Origin of the sequence: Streptomyces atratus (genome assembly GCF_900119365.1) — a bacterium.
In the GTDB taxonomy this organism is placed as follows: domain Bacteria; phylum Actinomycetota; class Actinomycetes; order Streptomycetales; family Streptomycetaceae; genus Streptomyces; species Streptomyces atratus_B.
Genome location: NZ_FPJO01000002.1, coordinates 363,000 through 384,187, shown reverse-complemented (window position 1 = coordinate 384,187; position 21,188 = coordinate 363,000). Strand labels below are relative to the sequence as shown.

At 70.7% G+C, this 21,188-nt stretch carries 14 protein-coding genes and 1 pseudogene; 3 read left to right on the top strand and 12 right to left on the bottom strand.

What is annotated here, in order from left to right; translation table 11 throughout:
• Window positions 1–81: 81 nt before the first annotated feature.
• Window positions 82–1,050: a hydrogen peroxide-inducible genes activator gene (locus BT364_RS05810; RefSeq protein WP_072483997.1), complete on the top strand. Its 969-nt coding sequence runs from the start codon at window positions 82–84 to the stop codon at window positions 1,048–1,050.
• Between the two features lie 53 nt (window positions 1,051–1,103).
• On the opposite strand, the gene BT364_RS05805 is transcribed toward BT364_RS05810, so the two are convergent.
• The 5 genes from BT364_RS05805 to BT364_RS05785 all read right to left on the bottom strand — a co-directional run bounded on the left by BT364_RS05805 (window position 1,104) and on the right by BT364_RS05785 (window position 5,990).
• Window positions 1,104–3,503 (bottom strand): FtsX-like permease family protein, encoded by a 2,400-nt coding sequence (locus tag BT364_RS05805; RefSeq protein WP_072483996.1) that lies wholly within the window; start codon window positions 3,501–3,503, stop codon window positions 1,104–1,106.
• A complete protein-coding gene (locus BT364_RS05800) occupies window positions 3,500–4,186 on the bottom strand; it encodes an ABC transporter ATP-binding protein (protein ID WP_072483995.1) in 687 nt (228 codons plus the stop codon). The genes BT364_RS05805 and BT364_RS05800 overlap by 4 nt, the downstream gene beginning before the upstream one ends.
• Window positions 4,183–4,707 carry a PadR family transcriptional regulator gene (locus BT364_RS05795; protein ID WP_072483994.1) on the bottom strand — a complete coding sequence of 175 codons (525 nt, stop codon included), beginning with the start codon at window positions 4,705–4,707 and terminating at the stop codon, window positions 4,183–4,185. Before BT364_RS05795 ends, BT364_RS05800 begins: the two co-directional genes overlap by 4 nt.
• A gap of 69 nt (window positions 4,708–4,776) precedes the next feature.
• Window positions 4,777–5,022 (bottom strand): type II toxin-antitoxin system antitoxin, encoded by a 246-nt coding sequence (locus BT364_RS05790; protein WP_072483993.1) that lies wholly within the window; start codon window positions 5,020–5,022, stop codon window positions 4,777–4,779.
• Window positions 5,019–5,990 (bottom strand): SPFH domain-containing protein, encoded by a 972-nt coding sequence (locus tag BT364_RS05785; protein ID WP_072483992.1) that lies wholly within the window; start codon window positions 5,988–5,990, stop codon window positions 5,019–5,021. The genes BT364_RS05790 and BT364_RS05785 overlap by 4 nt, the downstream gene beginning before the upstream one ends.
• Before the next feature lie 222 nt (window positions 5,991–6,212).
• On the opposite strand from BT364_RS05785, the gene BT364_RS05780 reads away from it, so the two are divergent.
• Window positions 6,213–8,450 (top strand): transglycosylase domain-containing protein, encoded by a 2,238-nt coding sequence (locus BT364_RS05780; RefSeq protein WP_072483991.1) that lies wholly within the window; start codon window positions 6,213–6,215, stop codon window positions 8,448–8,450.
• A gap of 75 nt (window positions 8,451–8,525) precedes the next feature.
• Here the strand turns inward: BT364_RS05780 and BT364_RS05775 are convergent, their stop codons facing one another.
• The 4 genes from BT364_RS05775 to BT364_RS05760 form a co-directional block, all read right to left on the bottom strand.
• Entirely contained in the window at window positions 8,526–9,995 is a 1,470-nt protein-coding gene (locus BT364_RS05775) for a catalase (RefSeq protein WP_072483990.1), read from the bottom strand.
• 147 nt (window positions 9,996–10,142) lie between these two features.
• The gene (locus BT364_RS05770) at window positions 10,143–12,065 is read right to left on the bottom strand and encodes a SpoIIE family protein phosphatase (protein ID WP_072483989.1); all 1,923 of its coding nucleotides are present in this window, start codon (window positions 12,063–12,065) and stop codon (window positions 10,143–10,145) included.
• Between the two features lie 371 nt (window positions 12,066–12,436).
• The gene (gene fomD, locus BT364_RS05765; protein WP_072483988.1) at window positions 12,437–13,135 is read right to left on the bottom strand and encodes a cytidylyl-2-hydroxypropylphosphonate hydrolase; all 699 of its coding nucleotides are present in this window, start codon (window positions 13,133–13,135) and stop codon (window positions 12,437–12,439) included.
• Between the two features lie 112 nt (window positions 13,136–13,247).
• Entirely contained in the window at window positions 13,248–14,672 is a 1,425-nt protein-coding gene (locus BT364_RS05760) for a class II fumarate hydratase (protein ID WP_072483987.1), read from the bottom strand.
• Window positions 14,673–14,778: 106 nt separating this feature from the next.
• Here BT364_RS05760 and BT364_RS05755 point away from each other — a divergent pair, with 106 nt between their 5' ends.
• Window positions 14,779–16,308: a ricin-type beta-trefoil lectin domain protein gene (locus tag BT364_RS05755; protein ID WP_072483986.1), complete on the top strand. Its 1,530-nt coding sequence runs from the start codon at window positions 14,779–14,781 to the stop codon at window positions 16,306–16,308.
• 75 nt (window positions 16,309–16,383) lie between these two features.
• On the opposite strand, the gene BT364_RS05750 is transcribed toward BT364_RS05755, so the two are convergent.
• From BT364_RS05750 to BT364_RS05740, 3 genes and pseudogenes are all read right to left on the bottom strand, one after another.
• Window positions 16,384–17,685 carry a M18 family aminopeptidase gene (locus tag BT364_RS05750; protein WP_072483985.1) on the bottom strand — a complete coding sequence of 434 codons (1,302 nt, stop codon included), beginning with the start codon at window positions 17,683–17,685 and terminating at the stop codon, window positions 16,384–16,386.
• A gap of 336 nt (window positions 17,686–18,021) precedes the next feature.
• A pseudogene (locus BT364_RS05745) lies at window positions 18,022–19,223 on the bottom strand (MFS transporter).
• Between the two features lie 168 nt (window positions 19,224–19,391).
• Entirely contained in the window at window positions 19,392–21,068 is a 1,677-nt protein-coding gene (locus BT364_RS05740) for a fumarate hydratase (RefSeq protein ID WP_072483984.1), read from the bottom strand.
• Window positions 21,069–21,188 lie beyond the last annotated feature (120 nt).

Below are 21,188 nucleotides of genomic sequence, written 5' to 3'. Positions count from 1 at the left end.
TGGACGGAGTCCACCTTGGCACAGAGTGCATTGATCACGGAAATAGCTACACTCGGTCGTGATGATCGGAGGTGCCTATCAGTGGCCCAGGGCAATCCGGGCAGTCGGCCCAAACAACCCAGCCTGTCGCAGCTGCGCGCCTTCGTGGCCGTCGCGGAGTACCTGCACTTCAGGGACGCGGCGGCAGCAATCGGGATGAGTCAGCCGGCGCTCTCCGGGGCGGTCTCGGCGCTGGAGGAGGCACTGGGTGTCCAGCTCATCGAGCGTACGACGCGCAAAGTGCTGCTGTCGCCGGCCGGCGAGCGGCTCGCGGTACGGGCCCGGGTGGTGCTGGAGGCCGTCGGCGAGCTGATGGAGGAGGCCGAGGCGGTCCGGGCGCCGTTCACCGGGGTGCTCAGGCTCGGTGTGATCCCGACCGTCGCCCCGTACCTGCTGCCGACCGTGCTGCGCCTGGTCCACGAGCGCTACCCGGAGCTCGACCTCCAGGTGCACGAGGAGCAGACCTCCTCGCTGCTGGAGGGGCTGGCCGCGGGACGGCTGGACCTGCTGCTGCTCGCGGTGCCGCTCGGGGTGCCCGGGGTGACCGAACTCCCGCTCTTCGACGAGGACTTCGTGCTGGTGATGGGCAAGGACCACTGGCTGGGCGGGCGCGCCGACATTCCCCGCGAGGCGCTGCGCGAGCTGCCGCTGCTGCTGCTCGACGAGGGGCACTGCCTGCGCGACCAGGCGCTGGACATCTGCCGGGAGGCGGGCCGCACGGAGGGGGCGCCGGTCACCACGACCGCGGCCGGGCTCTCCACGCTGGTCCAGCTGGTGGCCGGCGGGCTCGGTGTGACGCTGCTGCCGCGGACCGCGGTGACGGTCGAGACCAGTCGCAACGACGCGCTGGCCACCGGGTACTTCGCGGAGCCGGCACCGTCGAGGCGGGTGGCGCTGGGGATGCGGACGGGAGCGGCGCGGCACGAGGAGTTCGAGGAGTTCGCGGCGGCGCTGCGGGAGGCGATGGCGGTGCTGCCGGTCCGAGTGACGACCGGTACACGAAGCGACTGAGAGCGGCGAAGGGGTGCGGCCCCGGCGGACCGCACCCCGTGTTCCGTGTTCCGTCACTCCGTACGCAGGCCGTCCGGGCGCATCATGCGCCACAGCGGCGGCAGCGACACCAGCGTGACCAGCAGGATCAGCGCCGCGCCCACGCCGGTCATCGGCAGGAACAGCCACCAGTCGGTGACCTCCTTGTCGAGCATGGCGATCAGCGTCGCGCCCAGGCCGAGCCCGCCCGCCACGGCCACCGTCAGCCCGATGACCACCGGCACGGCGGTCTGCCAGAGCACCGACCAGGCGAGAGTGGACCGCCGGGTGCCGAAGGCGACCAGCACCGAGAGCAGCCGCTTGCGCTCGCGCAACTGCTCCAGCTGGGCGACCAGCATCGCGGCGGCGATCAGCAGCAGCGTCGCGGTCGCACCGACCTGGAGGCCGCGCTGCACACTGGCGTACTTCTCGTCACGCGCCACCGACTTGAGGGACGCGACCCGCATCGCCGGGTCGAGCCTGGCCGCGGTGTTGCGTACGTACTCCGCGACGTCCTCGACGCTCTCGTCGACCCGGATCTGCGACTGGGTCGTCGCGCCCGGCAGCGTGCTCGGGTCGATCGCGCCGGTGGTGGCCATGATGCCCCAGGAGTCCTCGCCCAGCGGATCGTGGCGGGCGACCACCGTCGGGGAGTCTGCGGGCAGGGTCCACCGCATCGTCTTCCCGCCGGGAGCGTTGCCGATCTCGACCTCCTTGCCCTTGCGGGCCGTCTGGTCGACCCAGTCGGACAGCTCCTTGTCGTTCCTGGGGTGGACCACGAAGGTGTCGCCGTCCTCGCAGGAATCGATCCGGGCCAGTTCGCGCAGGGTCCCGCAGTCGCCGACGATCAGACTGGTGGTGGGCTGGAGGTCGTCCTCCGCGTACTTGCTGGGCCGGGTGACGTACACCTCGACCTTGCCGATGACGGCTTCGACCCCCTTGGTGGCCTTGAACTCCTCGATGGTCCGGGCGGCCGCCTCCGGGGTGACCTTCTCGGAGAACGTGTAGAACTGGGCCCGCGACGGGTCCTGTCCGGTCATCCTGTTGAACTCGTCGCCCACCGCGGCGAACAGCATCTGCAGCGCCACCGCACCCGCGACCGCGACCGTGATGCCACTGACCGCGCGGGAGGCCGCGCCGCTGCTCAGCTGGAGCCTGCGGGTGGCCAGCTGCCAGGGCACCGGACCGCCGTGCAGCCGGTTCACGCATGCCTCGACCAGCCACGGCAGCAGCAGCGCGAGCCCGACCAATACCAGCACGGCACCGCCCGCGATCGGGTACGGATTGACCGGGGAGAACTCGTCGACCTTGCCGGTCATACCGAGCACCGCCAGGCCCGCGACCGGCATCACCAGCCGCCACCAGAACCGGCGCCCGCGGTCGCGGCCGCCCCGTACGACACCGAGCGGCTCGATCACCACCGAGCGCAGGGCGGCCAGTGTGACCACCATCGCCGTCAGCGGAACGGCGACCACGACCAGCGCCGTCAGCCGGAGGTCGGGCACCAGGTCGGACGGGAAGACGCTGACGTTCCACATCTCGATGTGACCGACGAAGCGACGCCCCACCAGGAAGAGCACCACACCGGTCAGCAGCCCGAGGAGCGCCCCGAACACGGCCTCGCCGGCCGCGATCCGGCGGGTCATCCGGATGTCCGTGCCGACCAGGCGCAGCGCGGCGAGCCGGCGGTCGCGGCGGTCGCCGCCGAACCGCACCGCCGTCACGATGAAGATCGCGACCGGCACCAGCAGCACCACGCAGATCATGATGATCAGCACGATGAGGACGGGCGGCATCTCCTCGCCCTCGCCCGGATTCCCGTAACCGGCGATCCGGTGACCGCCGCTGGCGGGGGTCAGGGTGGCGCTGCCCGCGTAGTAGACCAGGTCCCCCGGCGAGACCAGGCCGGAGTCGGCGATCGTGCCGGTGATCCGGTACGGCAGCCGTTCCCTGAGGAGGCTGCCCTCCGAGGAGTCCAGCAGCTCCTTCAGCGCGGGGGAGACCACCATCTCGTCCGCGCCGGGGAAGCGCGCGATGCCCGGTGGGACGACCGGACGCGTGCCGTCCGCGCGCATCAGCCAGCCCTCGACGGTGCGGCCGCGGTACTCGGTCTCCGCGTTGACCCGGAGCACCGAGGTGTCGGACTTCTTGGCCCGCGCGTCCGGCCCCCCGGGGACGGCGCTCTCGGCGCGGGCCTGGCTGCGCGCGGAACGCTCCTGGAGCAGATGCGGCGCGGAGGCGGCGGTCAGGAGCAGCGCCACACCGAGACCGACGCCGACGGCGGTCAGTACGGTGCGGACCCAGCCCTCGCGCCCGCCGCCCGCGGCGAACCGGACGCCGAGACCGAGGTCGCGGAGCCAGGCGGCGATGCCGGTGGGCGGGGTGGGCCCCGGCGGGGCCTCGGCCGGTGCGTCCTTGTGGTCGAGCAGGGTCATGCGGCGTGCTCCAGGTCGCGGGTCCGGCCGTCGCGCACGGTGACGTCGCGGTCGGAGTACGCGGCGACCCGCGCCTCGTGGGTCACGAGGACCACGGCGACATGGGTGGCCCGGGCCGCCTCGGTGAGCAGCTCCATGACCCGCTCGCCGTTGAGGGAGTCCAGGGCGCCGGTCGGCTCGTCCGCGAAGATCACCTTCGGGGAGGCGGCCAGCGCGCGGGCCACGGCGACGCGCTGGCCCTGGCCGCCGGAGACCTCGCCGGGGCGCTTGGCTCCGACGGTGTCGACCTCCAGGCGCTCCAGCCAGTGGCGGGCGGTGCGCTCGGCCTCCTTGCGCTTGGTGCCGGCCAGGCGGAGCGGCAGGGCGACGTTCTCGACGCAGGTCAGCTCCGGGACGAGCTGGCCGAACTGGAAGACGAAGCCGAACTCGGTGCGGCGCAGGGAGCTGCGCTCGGCGTCCGACATGGCGGAGAGCTCGCGGCCCGCGTAGGTGATCGTGCCCCGGTCGGGCGTGACGATTCCGGCGAGGCAGTGCAACAGGGTCGACTTGCCGGAGCCGGAAGGGCCCATCACGGCGACGACCTCACCGGGGTGGATGGAGAACGAGGCGCCGTCGAGCGCGGGCGTCTGGCCGTACGTCTTGTACAGGCTGTCGGCGCTGAGCAGGGAGCCGGCGGGGGTCACGCGCCCACCTCCGCGGCGAGACGGTCGAGCCGGGCGGCGGTCAGTTCCAGCCAGCGCAGATCGGCTTCGAGGTGGAAGAGCGCGTGGTCGCAGATCAGCTGATCGGCGAGGTCGCCCTTGCGCTTGCGGTCCGTGAGGATGCGCATGAGGCGCAGGTGCTCGGTGCGCTGGGTGTCCAGCAGGGCCTCGGCGCTGCGGCCGGTGAGCAGGGCCAGGACGATCTTGGTGTAGAGCGTCGACTGGAGGTACGGCTCGGGTTTCTCCGGCTGCGCCAGCCAGGCGCCGACATCGGTGATCCCGGCCTCGGTGATGGCGTACCGCTTGCGCTCGGGGCCGCCGCCGCTCTCCACGCCGTCGACCTCGACGAGGCCGTTCTTGAGCAGCCGGGACATGGTCGAGTAGACCTGGCCGTAGTGCAGGGGGCGGTCGTGGCCGAACTTCTCGTCGAACGCGCGCTTGAGGTCGTAGCCGTGGCGGGGGCCGGACTCCAGGAGTCCGAGCAGGGTGTGGCCGATAGACATGCCGAGCACTGTACACGGCGTGTATACCTCTGGTGTATACCCGGGTCCCCGCCCCGGGGTCCCCGGCGCTCAGTCGCCGGACGGGCCCGACGCGTCCTTCGGCGGCCGCCCCCGGCGGGGGATCGGCCGCGCCGTACCCGGCAGGCGGCCCGCCTCCGCCAGCGCCCTGCGCAGCAGGAACTCGATCTGGGCGTTCGCGCTGCGCAGTTCGTCGGAGGCCCAGCGGGCCAGCGCGTCGTGCACCGCCGGATCCAGCCGCAGCAGCATCTGCTTGCGCTGCGGCGGGGTCCGGCGTGCCGGGGTCTGTTCGGTCACTGGTAGAGAGTGCCCGTGTTCAGGACCGGCTGCGCCGCGCGGTCACCGCACAGCACCACCATCAGATTGCTGACCATGGACGCCTTGCGCTCCGCGTCGAGTTCGACGATGTCCTGCTCGGCGATCCGGGTGAGCGCCATCTCGACCATGCCGACCGCGCCCTCGACGATCTGCTGCCGGGCCGCGACCACCGCGCCGGCCTGCTGGCGCTGGAGCATCGCGGAGGCGATCTCGGGGGCGTACGCGAGATGGCTGAAGCGCGATTCGATGATCCGTACGCCGGCGGCCTGCACCCGGGCGGTGAGCTCCACGGCCAGCTTCTCGGTGATCTCCTCCGCGTTGCCGCGCAGCGAGAGGCCGCCTTCCTCGTGGGCGTCGTACGGGTACTCGATCGCGATGTGCCGGACGGCCGCCTCGGTCTGGGTGGCGACGAACTCCAGGAAGTCGTCGACCTCGAAGAGCGCCTGCGCGGTGTCCTCGACCTTCCAGACGACGATCGCCGCGAGCTCGATCGGGTTGCCGTAGGCGTCGTTGACCTTCAGGACCGCGGTCTCGTGGTTGCGGACCCGGGTGGAGATCTTCCGGCTGCTGGTGAGCGGGTTGATCCAGCGCAGGCCGTCGGTGCGGATCGTGCCGACGTAGCGGCCGAAGAGCTGGATCACCCGGGCCTCGCCCGGTGCGACCATCTTCACACCCGTCATGCAGAAGAACGAGGCGATGACGAGCAGGACGCCGAAGATGCAGACCGGGACGCCCAGGCCGTTGTTCCCGTTCGAGCCGACGACGCCGCCGATGATCGCGAGGCCGATGCCGGCGATCACCCCCAGTACGGTCAGCAGCAGGCCGAGGCCGCCGGGGATGCTGTGCGCCGTCACCTCTCTCACCTGCGGTTCGGGCATCTGCGGGGCGTCGGGCGTGAGGTCGGCGGCAAGGGTGGCCACTTCGTGCGGATTGCTGTGGTCGGGCATGGAATCCCCCGTTTCGAAAGGCTGACTCGGTGCTAGCAATGTGATTACACATTACCTGCGTTCGCAACCTTGGGCATCCTTCATGAGTCGGTTCCCTTGGGAACGGGTGCTGATTGTCACGTCCGTAAAAGACCGCAACGCTCGCTTTTTGTCCTTGCCGACGGTGTTAGCTGGTTCGGCTGAGCGGATCTGGTCGAGCAGAGAAACAGGAGCAAAACAGCGATGGGTCGAGCGGATGCGCGACGAGCCCAGCGGCGCGGAGCGCGGCGGGCCGCGAAGAGCGGCGGCATACGCAGACTCTTCACCTGGAAGAAGATGCTGGGCGCCTTCTTCGGGCTCTGCCTGCTGATCATGGGCGCCTTCGTCGCGCTCTACATGTACGTGGACATCCCGAAGGCCAACGCCCTGGCCGAGCGGCAGAGCAACGTCTACCAGTACAGCGACGGGTCACTGCTGACCCGGACCGGCAAGGGGGTCAACCGCCAGATCGTGGACCTGGCCGAGGTGCCCCTGGAGGTGCAGCACACCTTCGTCGCCGCCGAGAACAAGAGCTTCTACGACGACCAGGGCGTCGACCTGAAGGGCACCGCGCGCGGGCTCTTGAGCACGCTCAGCGGCAAGGGCAAGCAGGGTGGCTCGACCATCACCCAGCAGTACGTGAAGAACTACTACCTGACGCAGGACCCGACGATCAGCCGGAAGCTCAAGGAACTGGTGATCTCGCTCAAGGTCGACAGCAAGAAGAGCAAGGAATACATCCTCGCCGGGTACATCAACACCGCGTACTACGGGCGCGGCGCGAGCGGCATCCAGGCCGCCGCGCAGGCCTACTACGGGGTCGACGCCAAGGACCTCACCGTCTCCCAGGGCGCCTACCTGGCCTCGGTGCTCCAGGCGCCCAGCCAGTACGACTGGCAGACCGCGAGCAAGACCGGCAAGAAGCTGGTCAAGGAACGCTGGGGCTACACCCTCGACAACATGGTCGAGATGCACTGGCTCGACAAGGCCGAGCGCGACAAGCTCGAGTTCCCGGTCCCGGGCAAGGCCAAGCCCGCCAAGGGCATGGAGGGCCAGACCGGATACCTCGTCGAGGCGGCCAACAACGAGCTGGAGAAGCAGGGCATCACCGCGGAGATGCGGCAGGCCGGCGGCTGGACCTTCACGCTCAACATCGACAAGAAGCGGCAGAAGGAGCTGGAGAAGTCCGTCGACCGCCAGCTGGAGTCCAAGCTGGACCGCAAGAACAACAAGGTCGACGCGACCGTCCAGGCCGGTGCCACCTCGGTGGACCCGAAGACCGGCGCCGTCGTCGCGCTCTACGGCGGCGTGGACTACGTCAAGCACTACTACTCCAACGCCACGCGCCAGGACTACCAGCCCGCCTCCACCTTCAAGCCCCTGGTGCTCGCCTCCGCGCTGGAGAACGAGTCGAAGACCCAGAACGGCGACCTGATCGGCGTCAACACCCGCTACGACGGCACCAGCAAGCGGCCCGTGGTGGGCAGCGACACCCCGTTCGCCCCGGAGAACGAGGACGACCAGAGCTACGGCAACGTCACCGTGCAGAAGGCGATGAACGCGTCGATCAACTCGGTCTTCGCGCAGATGGTCGTCGACGTCGGCCCGCCCGCGGTGAAGGAGACCGCGCTGGCCCTCGGCGTACCGGACAAGAACTTCCCCGAGCGCCCCGCCATCACGCTCGGCACGATGAACGCCTCGACCTGGGACATGGCGGGCGCGTACGCCACGCTCGACAACCACGGCAAGAAGGTCACCCCGTTCATCGTGAAGTCGGCCAAGCACCGCGATCGGACGGTCGAGCCGGTCGAGGGCATCGGCAGCCAGGTGATCAGCCGCAAGTCCGCCGACACCGTGACCTCCGTCCTGACCGGCGTGGTGGACAGCGGCTCCGGCCGGGCGGCCAACACCTCGGCGTACGAGGCGGCGGGCAAGACGGGTACGTCGGAGAACAACAAGTCGGCCTGGTTCGCCGCCTACACCCCGGAGCTCACCACGGTCGTCGCGCTCTTCGGTGAATCGCCCAAGGAGGGCGGCGGCCAGGTCAGCCTGACCGGCACGGCCAACTCCGGCCGGGCCAACGGTGGCGGCTTCCCGGCGCAGATCTGGGCGGACTACACCCTCGGTGCGCTGGGCGGCGGCTCCCGTGCCCAGTTCGATCTGGAGGACGTCGAGCGCGGCGAGGTCACCGTGCCGACCACACCGCCGACGACCCCCTCGCAGTCGGCGAGCAGCGACACGACTCCGTCCCAGTCGCCGGACGGGCCCTCGCAGAGACCGAGCCAGTCGCCCGATGTGCCGCCGAGCCAGTCGCCGGACGTGCCGCCGCCGAGCAAGTCCCCGGACGTGCCGCTGCCGAGCCAGTCCCCGGGCCTGCCGGGCGGCGGGGGACCCGGCAAACCGGGCGACGGCAACGAGAACAACGCTCCTCCCGCGCGGTGAGCGCCTGAGCCGGCGGTGAACACATGAGTCAGGGGCGGTGCCGGCCGGCACCGCCCCTGATCTGTTTCCCGTGCGTCAGCCGCCGTCGACCTTCTTGGCGATCCGGTCGCCGAGGTCCTTGTCCACGTTGCGCCAGTACTGCAGCGAGCGCTCCAGGACCGGGGCGCTCACACCGTCCAGCAGATGGCCGGAAATGTTCCCTACCAGCCGCTCGCGGGCCGCGTCGTCCAGGACCTTGCGCACCATCGTGCCCGCCTGGCCCCAGTCGTCGTCCTCGCTGTGCAGCTTGTACGCCTCGTGGACCATCTCGCCCGCCGTCGCCCAGCCCGCGGGGTCGCCGTAGCGCTCGGTGTCCGCCGCCGGGCCGCCGTAGGAGTTCGGCGCGTAGACCGCTCCGGTACGGCTCGGCTCGTACCGCATCGGGCCGTCCTTCGCGTACGAGTTCCGGCCGAACCGCGGGCGGTTCGGGGGCAGCTGCGCGTAGTTCGGGCCGATCCGGTACCGGTGGGTGTCCGGGTACGAGAAGAGCCGGCCGAGCAGCATCTTGTCGGGCGACGGACCGATGCCGGGCACCAGGTTCGACGGCTCGAAGGACGCCTGCTCGATGTGGACGAAGAAGTCCTCCGGGTTCTCGTTCAGCGTCATCCGGCCGACTTCGATCTCCGGGTAGTCGCCGTGCGGCCACACCTTCGTGAGGTCGAACGGGTTGAACCGGTAGTCCGGCGCGTCGTCGAACGGCATCACCTGGACGTACAGCGTCCAGCTCGGGTGGTCACCGCGCTTGATCGCTTCGAACAGGTCACGTCGGTGGACGTCGCCGTCCACACCGGCCATCCGGTCGGCCTCGTCCTGCGTGTAGAAATCGATGCCCTGGTCGGTCTTGAAGCGGTACTTCACCCAGAACCGCTCGCCGCCCGCGTTGACCCACATGTAGGTGTGCGAGCTGTAGCCGTTCATGTGGCGGTACGTCTTCGGGATGCCCCGGTCGCCCATCAGCCACGTCACCATGTGCGCGGACTCGGGGGACAGGGACCAGAAGTCCCACTGCATGTCGTGGTCGCGCACCGCACTGTCCGGGCGGCGCTTCTGCGAGCGGATGAAGTCCTGGAACTTCATCGGGTCACGCACGAAGAAGACCGGCGTGTTGTTGCCGACCATGTCGTAGTTGCCCTGCTCCGTGTAGAACTTCAGGGCGAATCCGCGGGGGTCCCGCCAGGTGTCCGGGGAGCCCTGCTCGCCGGCGACCGTGGAGAAGCGGGCGAGCATGGCGGTCTGCTTGCCCGGCTGGAACAGGTCGGCCTTGGTGAACTGGCTGACGTCATTGGTCACCTTGAAGGTGCCGTACGCGCCGGATCCCTTGGCGTGGACCACTCGTTCGGGGACCCGTTCACGGTTGAACTGGGCCATCTTCTCGATGAGGTAGTGGTCCTGGAGCAGGATCGGTCCGTCGGCTCCGACAGTGAGCGAGTGTTCATCGCTCTCCACCGGGATTCCGGCGTTGTTCGTGGTGTAGGGGGTGTTTCTGGTCTTGGGTTCCTCGGACACGAGCGTCCTCCCGTCGGTGGGGGTTTCGGTCAGGTCGTCTCGTTCACGACTGAAGTCAAACCCGCCGACAGGAGGTCGGCAACATTTCGCTACCCTGCGTACAGGGCTCTGCCCCGTGTCCGCTCCGGACCCCTTCGCCGGGCCCTGTTACTGGCCTCGCGTCGGCATCTCGAACCAGACCACCTTGCCGGTGGAAAGGCGCGTCGCCCCCCACCGCCTGGCCAGCCGGTTCACCAGGAACAGGCCGCGACCGCCCTCGTCCATGTCACGCGCCCGGCGCTGCCGGGGCAGCTGCGGGGAGTCGTCGCCGACCTCGCAGCGCAGGATGTCGGTACGCAGCAGCCGCAGCGTCACCGGTCGCTCCGCGTAACGCACCGCATTGGTCACCACCTCGCTGACCAGCAGCTCCACCGAGTCGGAGAGATCGTCGAGACCCCAGCGGCCGAGCGCGCGGCGGGCCAGCCGGCGGGCCCGGCCCGGTGCGGTCTCCTCCGGTTCGAGGTGCCAGTACGCGACGTCGCTCGGCGCGATCCCGTCGAACCGGGCGGCGAGCAGCGCGATGTCGTCGTCCCGGTCGCCCGGACCGAGCATGTCCAGGACGTCGTCGCACAGCGCCTCCAGCGGCGGCGAGTGGTCCGGGCCGGTCAGCCGGGCGGTGGCGGCGAGCCGTTCGCGCAGCTGCTCGATCCCGGTCCAGACGTCCCGCAGCCGGGACTCCACCAGACCATCGGTGTACAGCAGCAGCGTCGCGCCCGCGGGCGCGTCCAGCTCGACGGCCTCGAAGTCCACCCCGCCGACACCGATCGGGGCGCCCGGCGGCACCCGCAGTACCTCCGCACGGCCGCCCAGATGGAGCAGGACGGGCGGCGGATGCCCGGCGTTGGCGATGGTGATCCGGTGCGCGACCGGGTCGTACACCGCGTACAGGCAGGTCGCCATGCGGTCGCTGCCGAGCCGCTGCGCCTGCTCGTCGAGGTGGTGCAGCACCTCCTGCGGCGGCAGGTCGAGCTGGGCCAGGGTCTGCGCGGTGGTGCGCAGCTGGCCCATGATCGCCGCGGACGTCATGGAGTGGCCCATGACGTCGCCGACGACCAGGGCGACCCTGCTCCCGGGCAGCGGGATCGCGTCGTACCAGTCGCCGCCGACCCGGGCCGTCTCGGCGGCCGGCAGATAGCGGGAGGCGAGCCGGACGCCGGTCGGCTGCGGCAGCGAGTCGGGCAGCATGGTGCGCTGGAGCTCGTCGGCGATGTACGCCTCGCGTCCGTACAGCACGGCCTTGTCGATGCCGAGCGCGGTGTGCGTGGCCAACTGGGCCGCGACCAGCAGGTCGTTGGACTCGAAGGACGGCCGTTCCGTCCCGCGCAGGAAGACGGCGGCGCCGATCACCCGTCGCCGGCCGCGCAGCGGGGCGAGGATCGCGCGGTGTCCGGTGGGTACGGTCCGGCCGACGCCGAGCAGCTCGGGCAGCGCGGCGCGGGCCGCCGCGGAGTCCCCGAAGACCGGCCGCACCCCGCGCAGCACCTCGGCCAGCGCGCCGCCCGAACGGACCTCGCACAGCTCGGCCGCGGGCGTCAGGTCGCCGTGCGGATCGATGACCGGCAGCCGCAGGCGCTCGGTCTCCGGCGCACTCTCCGTCTCCTCCTCGCTCAGCCGCAGCCGGTCGGACCGGCGCAGCCGCAGCACGAAGGGAGAGACCGGCCGCTCGTCGCCGACCGGGAGCGGGTCGCGGAGGTAGACCAGTATGGCGTCGGAGAACGTGGGCACGCTGGCCCGGCAGAGGCCCAGCACGATCTCGTCCAGGTCTATGCCGCGGGCGATCCGCCGGGTGGCCGCCCCGACGAAACGCAGCCGGTCGCCCTCGCGACGGGCCGCGGCCTGTGGATCGAGTCCTGCGGGGGCGGCGCTCGCCGCGGGGCCGGCTCCCGCTCCCGGCGCCACGGCCGGGTTGGGGATCGCGGCGGTGGCAGGGGAAGCGGCCGGCGCGGCGTCCTGCTGCCGCGGCCGGGTGCGTTCCTGCGACCGGGCGGCGAGAGGCTGCCGGCCTTCGTGGGAGGTGGGATGCTCCGTCACGCGTGGGGTTCCGTCCGTCCGGGCCGGTTGTATGAGGCAATCACCTGTTGGGGCGTTACTGTGCCCCGGCAGGAGCGGCGATCACAACGGCTGTCACCGGATGCCCCGGAACGAGGGGCTGAAACCGGATGCTTGCGAGGTGGGCCGGTGACAACGTTTCCGGCGACGGGGCGGGCAACAGCGAGCACGTCTCCACCCCCTCGTAGTGGTTCATACGATTCATACGACTGATGTGGCTCATACAGCTCATTCAGTGCGTGGTGCTCGTGCGGTGACTTGTGGTCAGGTCCGCTGCCGCGCAATCCGGTTGGACTGGAGCGGCACTCCGGAGGACGATCCTACGTTTGTCCCCCTGGGGTGCATCAAGGGTCTCACGACGGCATATGCGAGGGGGTGCGGTCCCAGTCATCCGGAAGCGCGGGAACCCGCCATTGTGGATCGGGCCGCCAGTTCTCCCAGCCGTCGCGGAACGGGGCGCCCCAGTCCTGGATCAGTTCGACGGCGGCCCGGCCCGCCTCCCGCACCCGCTGCGCGGTCCGCGGGGCCATCAGACCGGCCCGCTGCGCCATGGCGAACTCGTCCTCGTCGCGCCAGACCCAGCTGCGGTCGGGGTAGACGGAGATGTCGAGAAAGTGATCCTCGGAGTCGACGCCGCCCTGCCAGCGGGCGTGCGGTTCCTCCAGATTCACGTACCAGCTGCGGAACTGCCAGACCGGCTCCCAGAACAGCCAGACGGACCAGGGGTCGCCGGGCCGGGCGAGCTTCAGCACACCGTTTCCCAGCCAGGGGGAGCGGGCGGTGGTGCGCGGGGCGGTGTAGCGGGTGGCGAGCGGCTCGGCGTGCACGTCCCTCCCGTTCGCCAGCACCGGCTTCACGCACTCGGTGCCGGGTGCCACCCACACCGCGAGCAGCTCCTCGGTGTCCTGGACCACGGTGACGGGGCGGCAGATGTGGAACGGGTCCGGGGCGCGCTCCGGCGCCCCGGACCCGCCCGGCGCGCCGTTGCGGCGGTAGCGCCACAGGATCTGATCACCCGGCGCCCAGTGCTCGATGTCTCCCTTGCCTGCCATGGACGGATCTTAGAGGGCCCCGGAACCCCGCGGCTGCGGCGCAGGGCCTCTCGTTCGGATCAGGCCGGACCGGGGAGCGGGGTCCGGCCTGATCCAACCGAAGGACCCCAGGTCACGGGTGGGTCATGCGCAGCACGTCCAGGGCCTCGTCGAGCTGTTCCACGGTGAGGTCGCCGCGCTCGACGTACCCCGAGTCCAGGACCACCTCGCGAATGGTCCGGCGCTGTGCGAGGGACTTCTTGGCGACCTTCGCGGCCTCCTCGTAGCCGATGTACTTGTTCAGCGGGGTGACGACGGAGGGCGAGGACTCGGCGTACTCCCTGGCCCGTTCCACGTTCGCCGTGATCCCGTCGACCGTGCGGTCCGCGAGCAGCCGGGAGACGTTGGCCAGCAGCCGGACCGACTCCAGCAGGTTCTTCGCGATGACCGGAAGCATCACGTTCAGCTCGAAGTTGCCCGCCGCGCCCGCCGTGGCCACCGTCGCGTCGTTCCCCGTCACCTGGGCGGCGACCATCAGCACGGCCTCGGGGACGACCGGGTTCACCTTTCCCGGCATGATCGACGAGCCCGGCTGGAGGTCGGGGAGGCTGATCTCGGCCAGTCCGGTGCGCGGTCCGGACGCCATCCAGCGCAGATCGTTGGAGATCTTGGTGAGCGAGACGGCGATGGTGCGCAACTGGCCCGAGGTCTCCACGAGCCCGTCCCGCGCGCCCTGCGCCTCGAAGTGGTCCCGGGCCTCCGTCAGTGGCAGCCCGGTGGTGCGGGCGACCTCGGCGATGACGGCGGCGGAGAAGCCGGGCGGCGTGTTGATGCCGGTGCCCACGGCCGTGCCGCCCAGGGGCAGCTCGGCGAGGCGGGGGAGGGAGGCGCGCAGCCGCTCGGCCCCGTACCTGATCTGCGCCGCGTAGCCGCCGAACTCCTGGCCGAGGGTGACGGGCGTGGCGTCCATCAGATGCGTACGCCCCGACTTCACGACCGTCGCGAACTCGGCGGACTTGCGCTCCAGTGCGGAGGCCAGATGGTCCAGCGCCGGGATCAGGTCGCCGGTGACAGCCGCCGTCGCGGCGATGTGGATGGAGGACGGGAAGACGTCGTTGGACGACTGCGAGGCGTTGACATGGTCGTTCGGATGGACCTCGCGGCCCAGGCGCTCGGTGGCGAGCGTGGCCACCACCTCGTTGGTGTTCATGTTGGACGAGGTGCCCGAGCCGGTCTGGAAGACATCGACCGGGAAGTGGTCGTCCCAGCGTCCCTCGGCGACCTCGGCGGCGGCCTCCTGGATGGCCGCGGCGATCTCCGGGTCGAGCACCTTCAGCTCCGCGTTCACCTTGGCGGCGGCGGCCTTGATCCTGGCCAGGGCCTCGATGTGGGCCCGCTCCAGGCGCTGCCCGGAGACCGGGAAGTTCTCCACCGCGCGCTGCGTCTGGGCCCGCCACTTGGCGTTCGCGGGCACCCTCACCTCGCCCATCGAATCGTGCTCGATACGGAAATCCGTGGAGCCCGCGGGGGGCTGTGCGCCGGTCTGTGACACGTCCATCTCGTTCAACCTCCTGAAAAAGTTGAGCACTTGTCTCGTTCTGTCTATTCCCAAGTCGCCTACCGGCCAGTAAATACCGGGGGTAACCACAACCCGGGGAGGCGCAATGAGGCGCACCAGGCACAGACTTCGCTGTACGGTCGCGGCCGCCGCGGCCATGGCGGCGGCACTCGGTGGGATGGCCGCCGCCGCAGGACCGGCCGGCGCGACGGACCGGTCCGGTTCCAGCACTACCGCATCCACCCCCCTGTCGCCCGAACTGGAGGCCATCCGCGCCGCCGAGGCCACCCAGCTGTACGGCGACCCGGCCGAGCGCCCGCTCGCCGAGCGCAAGACCGGGCTGATCTCGCTCGGCGACAGCGAGATCTCCGGCGAGGGCGTCGGCACGTACGAGGCCGGCACCAACGGCCCCGACAACTGGTGCCACCGCTCGCCCGACTCGGCCATCCACCGCACCGGCATCCCGGCGGACGTCACGTACAACGTCTCCTGCTCCGGCGCGTACACCGGCAACATCGTGATCGGCGGCTCGAAGCAGTACGCGGACGAGCTGGTGCAGAGCGACAACCTCGCCATCAAGGCCCGCAACACGCGCATCAAGATGATCGTGCTCGTCGCGGGTGCCAACGACGACCTCCAGTTCGGCCCGGTCATGACGGACTGCGTCACGCGCTGGGTGCTCTCCCAGGGCACCTGCGAGCCCAAGTACGACGGCGGCTGGCAGGCCCGCGTCGACGGGCTCGTCCCCAAGGTCGAGAAGACGGTGCGCGACCTGAAGACCGTCATGTCCGGGGCCGGCTACGCCGACAGCGACTACAAGCTCGTGGTCATGGGCTACCCGAGCCCCATCGGCCCGGACTTCTACGACAACCCGGACTTCCCCGGGAAGCTTCCCGGGGGCTGCGCCGGATACGACTCCGACGCCTCCTGGGGCCGCAACACCGCCGTGCCCGCCTTCGAGCGCGGCATGCGCAAGGCCGCCTCGGACACCGGGGCCGTCTACCTCGACAACTCCCGGCTCTTCCACGGGCACGAGGTCTGCAGCGAGTCCACCTGGGCCCGCGGCCTCTACATCGACCTCGGGCACTTCCCGCCGGACTCCAACTCCCTGCGGCAGTCCTACCACCCGAACGAGCGAGGCCACGGCGCCTTCGCGTCCTGCCTGACCCAGATCTACAACTCCAGCCTGCGCGAGGCCGGCTGCGCCGACCCGGCGAGCACCGGGAAGCCGGTCCTGCAGGCCGGGGCGTGGGACGATCTGTTCAAGCCCCTGAAGAACGAGGCCACGGGCACCTGCGTGGACGCCCCCGGCTCGGTGACCCGCAATGACACGGAGGTCGGCGGCTGGGACTGCCACGGCGGCCGCAACCAGGGATGGTGGTACGACTCCGGCACCAGGACCCTCCGTACGGCGCTGAGCCACGACCGGTGCCTGGACGTGCCGGGCGCCGACTACAAGGCGGGCACCACGCTCATCCTGTACAACTGCTCGGGCGCGGCCAACCAGCAGTTCGTGAAGCAGTCGGGCACCCTGCGCCCGGCGGCCTCGACCGGGCTGTGCCTGACGCTGGCCGGTGCGAAGGAGCCGCTGAAGCTGCAGAGCTGCGACGGCGGCGCGCAGCAGCGGTTCGCGTAACGGGGCCGTTCCACCAGCGCGTGGAGGGGCAGGGCGGCTTCGGCCGCTCCGCCCCTCCGGGCTGTTCGGCGCAGATCAGCCGGACGTCATGAACGCGCCCAGCGCGGCGGCCAGATGACCGGGGTCGTCCGCCCCGCACAGCTCGCGCGCCGAGTGCATGGAGAGCCCCGGCACCCCCACGTCGACCGTCGGCACACCCAGCCGGGCCCCGGTGATCGGGCCGATCGACGTGCCGCACGGCATCGCGTTGTTGGAGACGAAGGGCTGCCACGGCACGTCCGCCCGCTCGCACGCCGCCGCGAACACCGCCATGCCGGTGCTGTCGGTGGCGTACCGCTGGTTGACGTTGACCTTGAGCGCGGGGCCGCCGTTCGGCAGCGGACGGTGCTCCGGGTCGTGCCGCTCCGCGTAGTTGGGGTGCACCGCGTGGGACATGTCGGCGGAGACGCAGAAGGCACCGGCCAGGGCCCGCGACCAGTCCTCCGGGCTGCCGCCGCGGGCGGTGACCGAGCGGCTCAGGACCCGCTCCAGCAGCGGCCCCTGCGCGCCCGTCTCCGAGCCGCTGCCGACCTCCTCGTGGTCGAAGGCGGCCAGTACGGGGATGTACGCGGGCGTCCCGGCCACGGTCGCCGCACCCGTCAGGGCCGTGACGCCCGCGTGCACGGACACCAGGTTGTCCAGCCGCGCCGACACCACGAATTCCCGGTCCGCGCCCAGGTATCCGGGCGGCTGGATGTCGTGCAGCATCAGGTCCCAGCCGAGCACCTCGTCCGGCTCCGCCTCGGCGGCAGCCGCGACCCGGCGCAGCAGCGCGCCCTCCTCGCGCTCGCCGAGCGCCCATACCGGGGCGAGGTGGCGCTGCCGGTCGAGCGCGAGCCCCTCGTTGACCGTACGGTCCAGGTGGATGGCCAACTGGGGCACCCGCAGCAGGGGTTCGTCGATCCGGACGAGCCGGGAGCCGGTGCCGCCTCCCGGGGTGCGCAGTGCGAGTCGCCCGGAGATGCCGAGGTCACGGTCGAGCCAGGTGTTCAGCGGAACGCCGCCGTAGATCTCCACACCGATCTGCCGCCAGCCCGCGGAGGAGGTGTCGGGGGCGGGCTTGACCCGCAGGTTCGGGGAGTCGGTGTGGGCGCCGGCGATCCGGAAGGGGGTGTGCGCCGGGGCGCCCTCGGGGGCGTACCAGGCGATCAGCGCACCACCGCGGGCGACGAAGCTGCCGCCGGTCGTGCCCGTCCAGTCGTCCGTGCCCCGCAGTTCGCGGAAGCCGGCCTTCTCCAGGCGCTGGGCGGCACTGGCCACCGCGTGGTACGGGGAAGGGCTGGTGCTGATGAAGGACAGCAGGTCGTCGCTGTGGCTGCGGTGGGGAAGCGGCGTCATTCGGCGTCCGCCTTTCCGGTGTTCGACGGTGAGGGTGGGGGTACCCACGCCGGGCCGCCGGGTGCGGCGCGGTGCGGGCGGTGTTCGAGGCGAGGGCGGAGTGCTCCAGGAACGTCCGACAACCCACCAAAGCGGCCCGGTACGCCGCAAGTCCGCCGCGCGGCCCGCTGCGTGAAAGCGGCGGTGGCGGACCGGCCGCGCCGAGGGCGGGCTCCGTGGCGGGCGGGGGCGCTCCGGGAGCGTGCGGGACGGCGGGCCGGGCGCCCGGCCCCGCGGCGATCGCCGCAAAATTGGCTGAATAACGTCGTACCTGAATCCGGTGAATCCCGTGAGCCGTCACGGCACCGGCCCGTCGTGATCGGCGGCGGGGACACCGGCCCGCCCGCGCGGCCCGGACACCCTGATGAGGAACACCACCGCGACCACGATGGCCGCCCCGTGCGACCAGGCGACGACCGTCAGCGGGCTGTACCTGTCGAGCGCCGCCGCGACCAGGATCATGCCGACGCCGAAGCCGAGGTTCTCGACGGTCGCGGAGAGCCCGAAGCATGACCGCGCAGATCGGCGGGGAGCGTCTGCAGATGGGAGGTGTACGAGACCTCCGTGAGCCCGTCGGCCGCCCCCGCCACCAGGGCGATCACGACGGTCGCCGCCCATGGGAACCCGGCGAACGCCAGGACGAACGCCCCCGACATCAGACAGGTGCCGTACCCGAATCCCGGCGCGCCCACCGTCCGCCCGGCGCGTTTGACGTACCGCTGGATCACCTGCTGCGCGGCGACGTTCCCCAACGCCCACAGACACCAGAACGCGCTGACGAACACGGCGGGGTGCGCGGCGTCGAGCGCGGCGGAGTGGACCGGCAGCGCGGCGTTGTGGGAGGACGAGCCGAAGGCGTCCACACTCCGCGGCACCACCATCAGACCGAGACCGGGCGCGGCGGCCGACGCCAGGAACGCGCCCGGCCGCCGCCACCGGCCCGGCCGCCCCTTCCGCGTACCCCGGCCGGAATCCCCCTCCGAGTCCGGCCGGGTGTCCTTTCCCCCGGCCCCGCCCGGGATCGGCAGCAGTGCCACCGTCACGGCGCAGACCACGAAGGTGGCCAGGTCCACCACGAACGCGGCGGTGTAGCCGACGAGCGAGACCACCACGCCCGCGGAGGCGAAGCCGGCCACCATCGCCAGCGAACGCCCGCTAATGGAAAGGGAGTTCGCCCAGGAGTGCCGGTCCTCGCCGACCATCTCCGGAATGGAACTCCGCAGCGCCACCATGAAAAGCGTTCCGCAGCCGCCGACCACCACGGAAACGGCCGTCAACGCGGCCGTCCGCATCCCCTCCGGTGCGAAGACCAGCGGCAGCATCACCGCCGCCTGCGCCACATTCGTCCACAGCATCACGCTCTTCGCGCAGAACCGCGCGAGGAGACCGCCGGCGATCAGTCCGGCGACAAAGCCGGACGCCAGACGTACGGCCATGAACAGGCCCAGAGCGAGCGCTCTGCCCGTCGTCTCGTAGACGAACAGATTGAGCGCCACCATATTCAGGAAGGTGCCGTACGAGGACAGTGCGTATCCCGCGACGAGGAATCGACAGCGGCGCTCCACGTCGGGCCGGCTGGAGGCATGAGAACGGCCCCACGGGGGCGCTCCGGCCGGAACGCCCACGCGGGGCCGTGACGTCATGCGCGCCCCGTACGGCGCGGCGCGTCAGGCGAGACCCGGGCCCCGCACCGGAATGCTGGTGAACGTCGGTGCCGGGGCGGGCTCGGTGAAGAAGTCGTTGCCCTTGTCGTCGACGACGATGAACGCGGGGAAGTCCTCGACCTCGATCTTCCAGACCGCTTCCATGCCGAGCTCCTCGTACTCGACGACCTCGACCTTCTTGATGCAGTCCTGCGCGAGCCGGGCCGCCGGTCCGCCGATCGAGCCGAGGTAGAAACCGCCGTGCGCGTCGCACGCGTCGGTGACCTGCTTGGACCGGTTGCCCTTGGCGAGCATCACCTTGGAGCCGCCCGCCGCCTGGAACTGCGCGACATAGCTGTCCATGCGGCCGGCCGTCGTCGGGCCGAAGGAGCCGGAGGCGTACCCCTCGGGCGTCTTCGCCGGACCCGCGTAGTAGACCGGGTGGTCCTTCAGGTACTGCGGCATCGCCTCGCCCGCGTCCAGCCGCTCCTTGATCTTGGCGTGCGCGATGTCGCGGGCCACGACCAGCGGGCCGGTCAGCGAGAGCCGGGTCTTGACCGGGTACTTGGTCAGCTCGGCGAGGATCTCGTCCATCGGCCGGTTGAGGTCGATCTTCACGACGTCCCCGGCCTCGTCGAGGTGCTCGTCGGTGGTGTCCGGGAGGAAGCGGGCCGGGTCCTTCTCCAGCTGCTCCAGGAAGACGCCCTCGGCGGTGATCTTCGCGGTGGCCTGGCGGTCCGCAGAGCAGGAGACGGCGATCGCGACGGGCAGCGAGGCGCCGTGCCGGGGGAGGCGGACGACGCGCACGTCGTGGCAGAAGTACTTGCCGCCGAACTGGGCGCCGATACCGATCTTCTGCGTCAGCTCGAAGACCTTCTCCTCCAGCTCCTTGTCCCGGAAGCCGTGGCCGGTGGGGGAGCCCTCGGCCGGCAGCTCGTCGAGGTAGTGCGCGGAGGCGTACTTCGCGGTCTTGAGCGCGAACTCGGCCGACGTACCGCCGACGACGATCGCCAGGTGGTACGGCGGGCAGGCGGCCGTACCCAGCGAACGGATCTTCTCCTCCAGGAACTTCATCATGGAGGCCTCGTTCAGCACGGCCTTCGTCTCCTGGAAGAGGAACGACTTGTTGGCAGAGCCGCCGCCCTTCGCCATGAAGAGGAACTTGTACGCGCCGCCGTCGGTGGCGTACAGCTCGATCTGGGCGGGCAGGTTCGAGCCGGTGTTCTTCTCCTCCCACATGGTGAGCGGAGCCATCTGCGAATAGCGGAGGTTGAGCTTGGTGTAGGCGTCGAAGATGCCGTGCGACAGCGCCTCCTCGTCACCGCCCTCGGTGAGGACGTTCTGCCCGCGCTTGCCCATCACGATCGCGGTGCCGGTGTCCTGGCACATCGGCAGCACGCCCGCCGCGGCGATGTTCGCGTTCTTCAGCAGGTCGAGCGCGACGAACTTGTCGTTCGACGACGCCTCGGGGTCGTCCACGATCCGCCGCAGCTGCGCCAGGTGGGCGGGGCGCAAATAGTGCGAGATGTCGTGCATGGCCTCGGCGGCCAGGGTGCGCAGCGCCTCCGGGGCCACCTTGAGGAACGTACGACCGTCGGCCTCGAAGGTGGAGACACCCTCGGAGGTCACCAGGCGGTACGGCGTGGTGTCCTCGCCCAGGGGGAGCAGATCGGAGTACGCAAACTCTGGCATTACGGCCATTCCTCACTCGGCAGACAGCGGCTGACCTCCCTTGGGCAGCGCACCCACCAGGTTAGAACGCCGCACGGGTGCCGAAGTTGTGAGGTAAGGCTCAGTTCGACCGCCCGGAGCCGCCGGCGC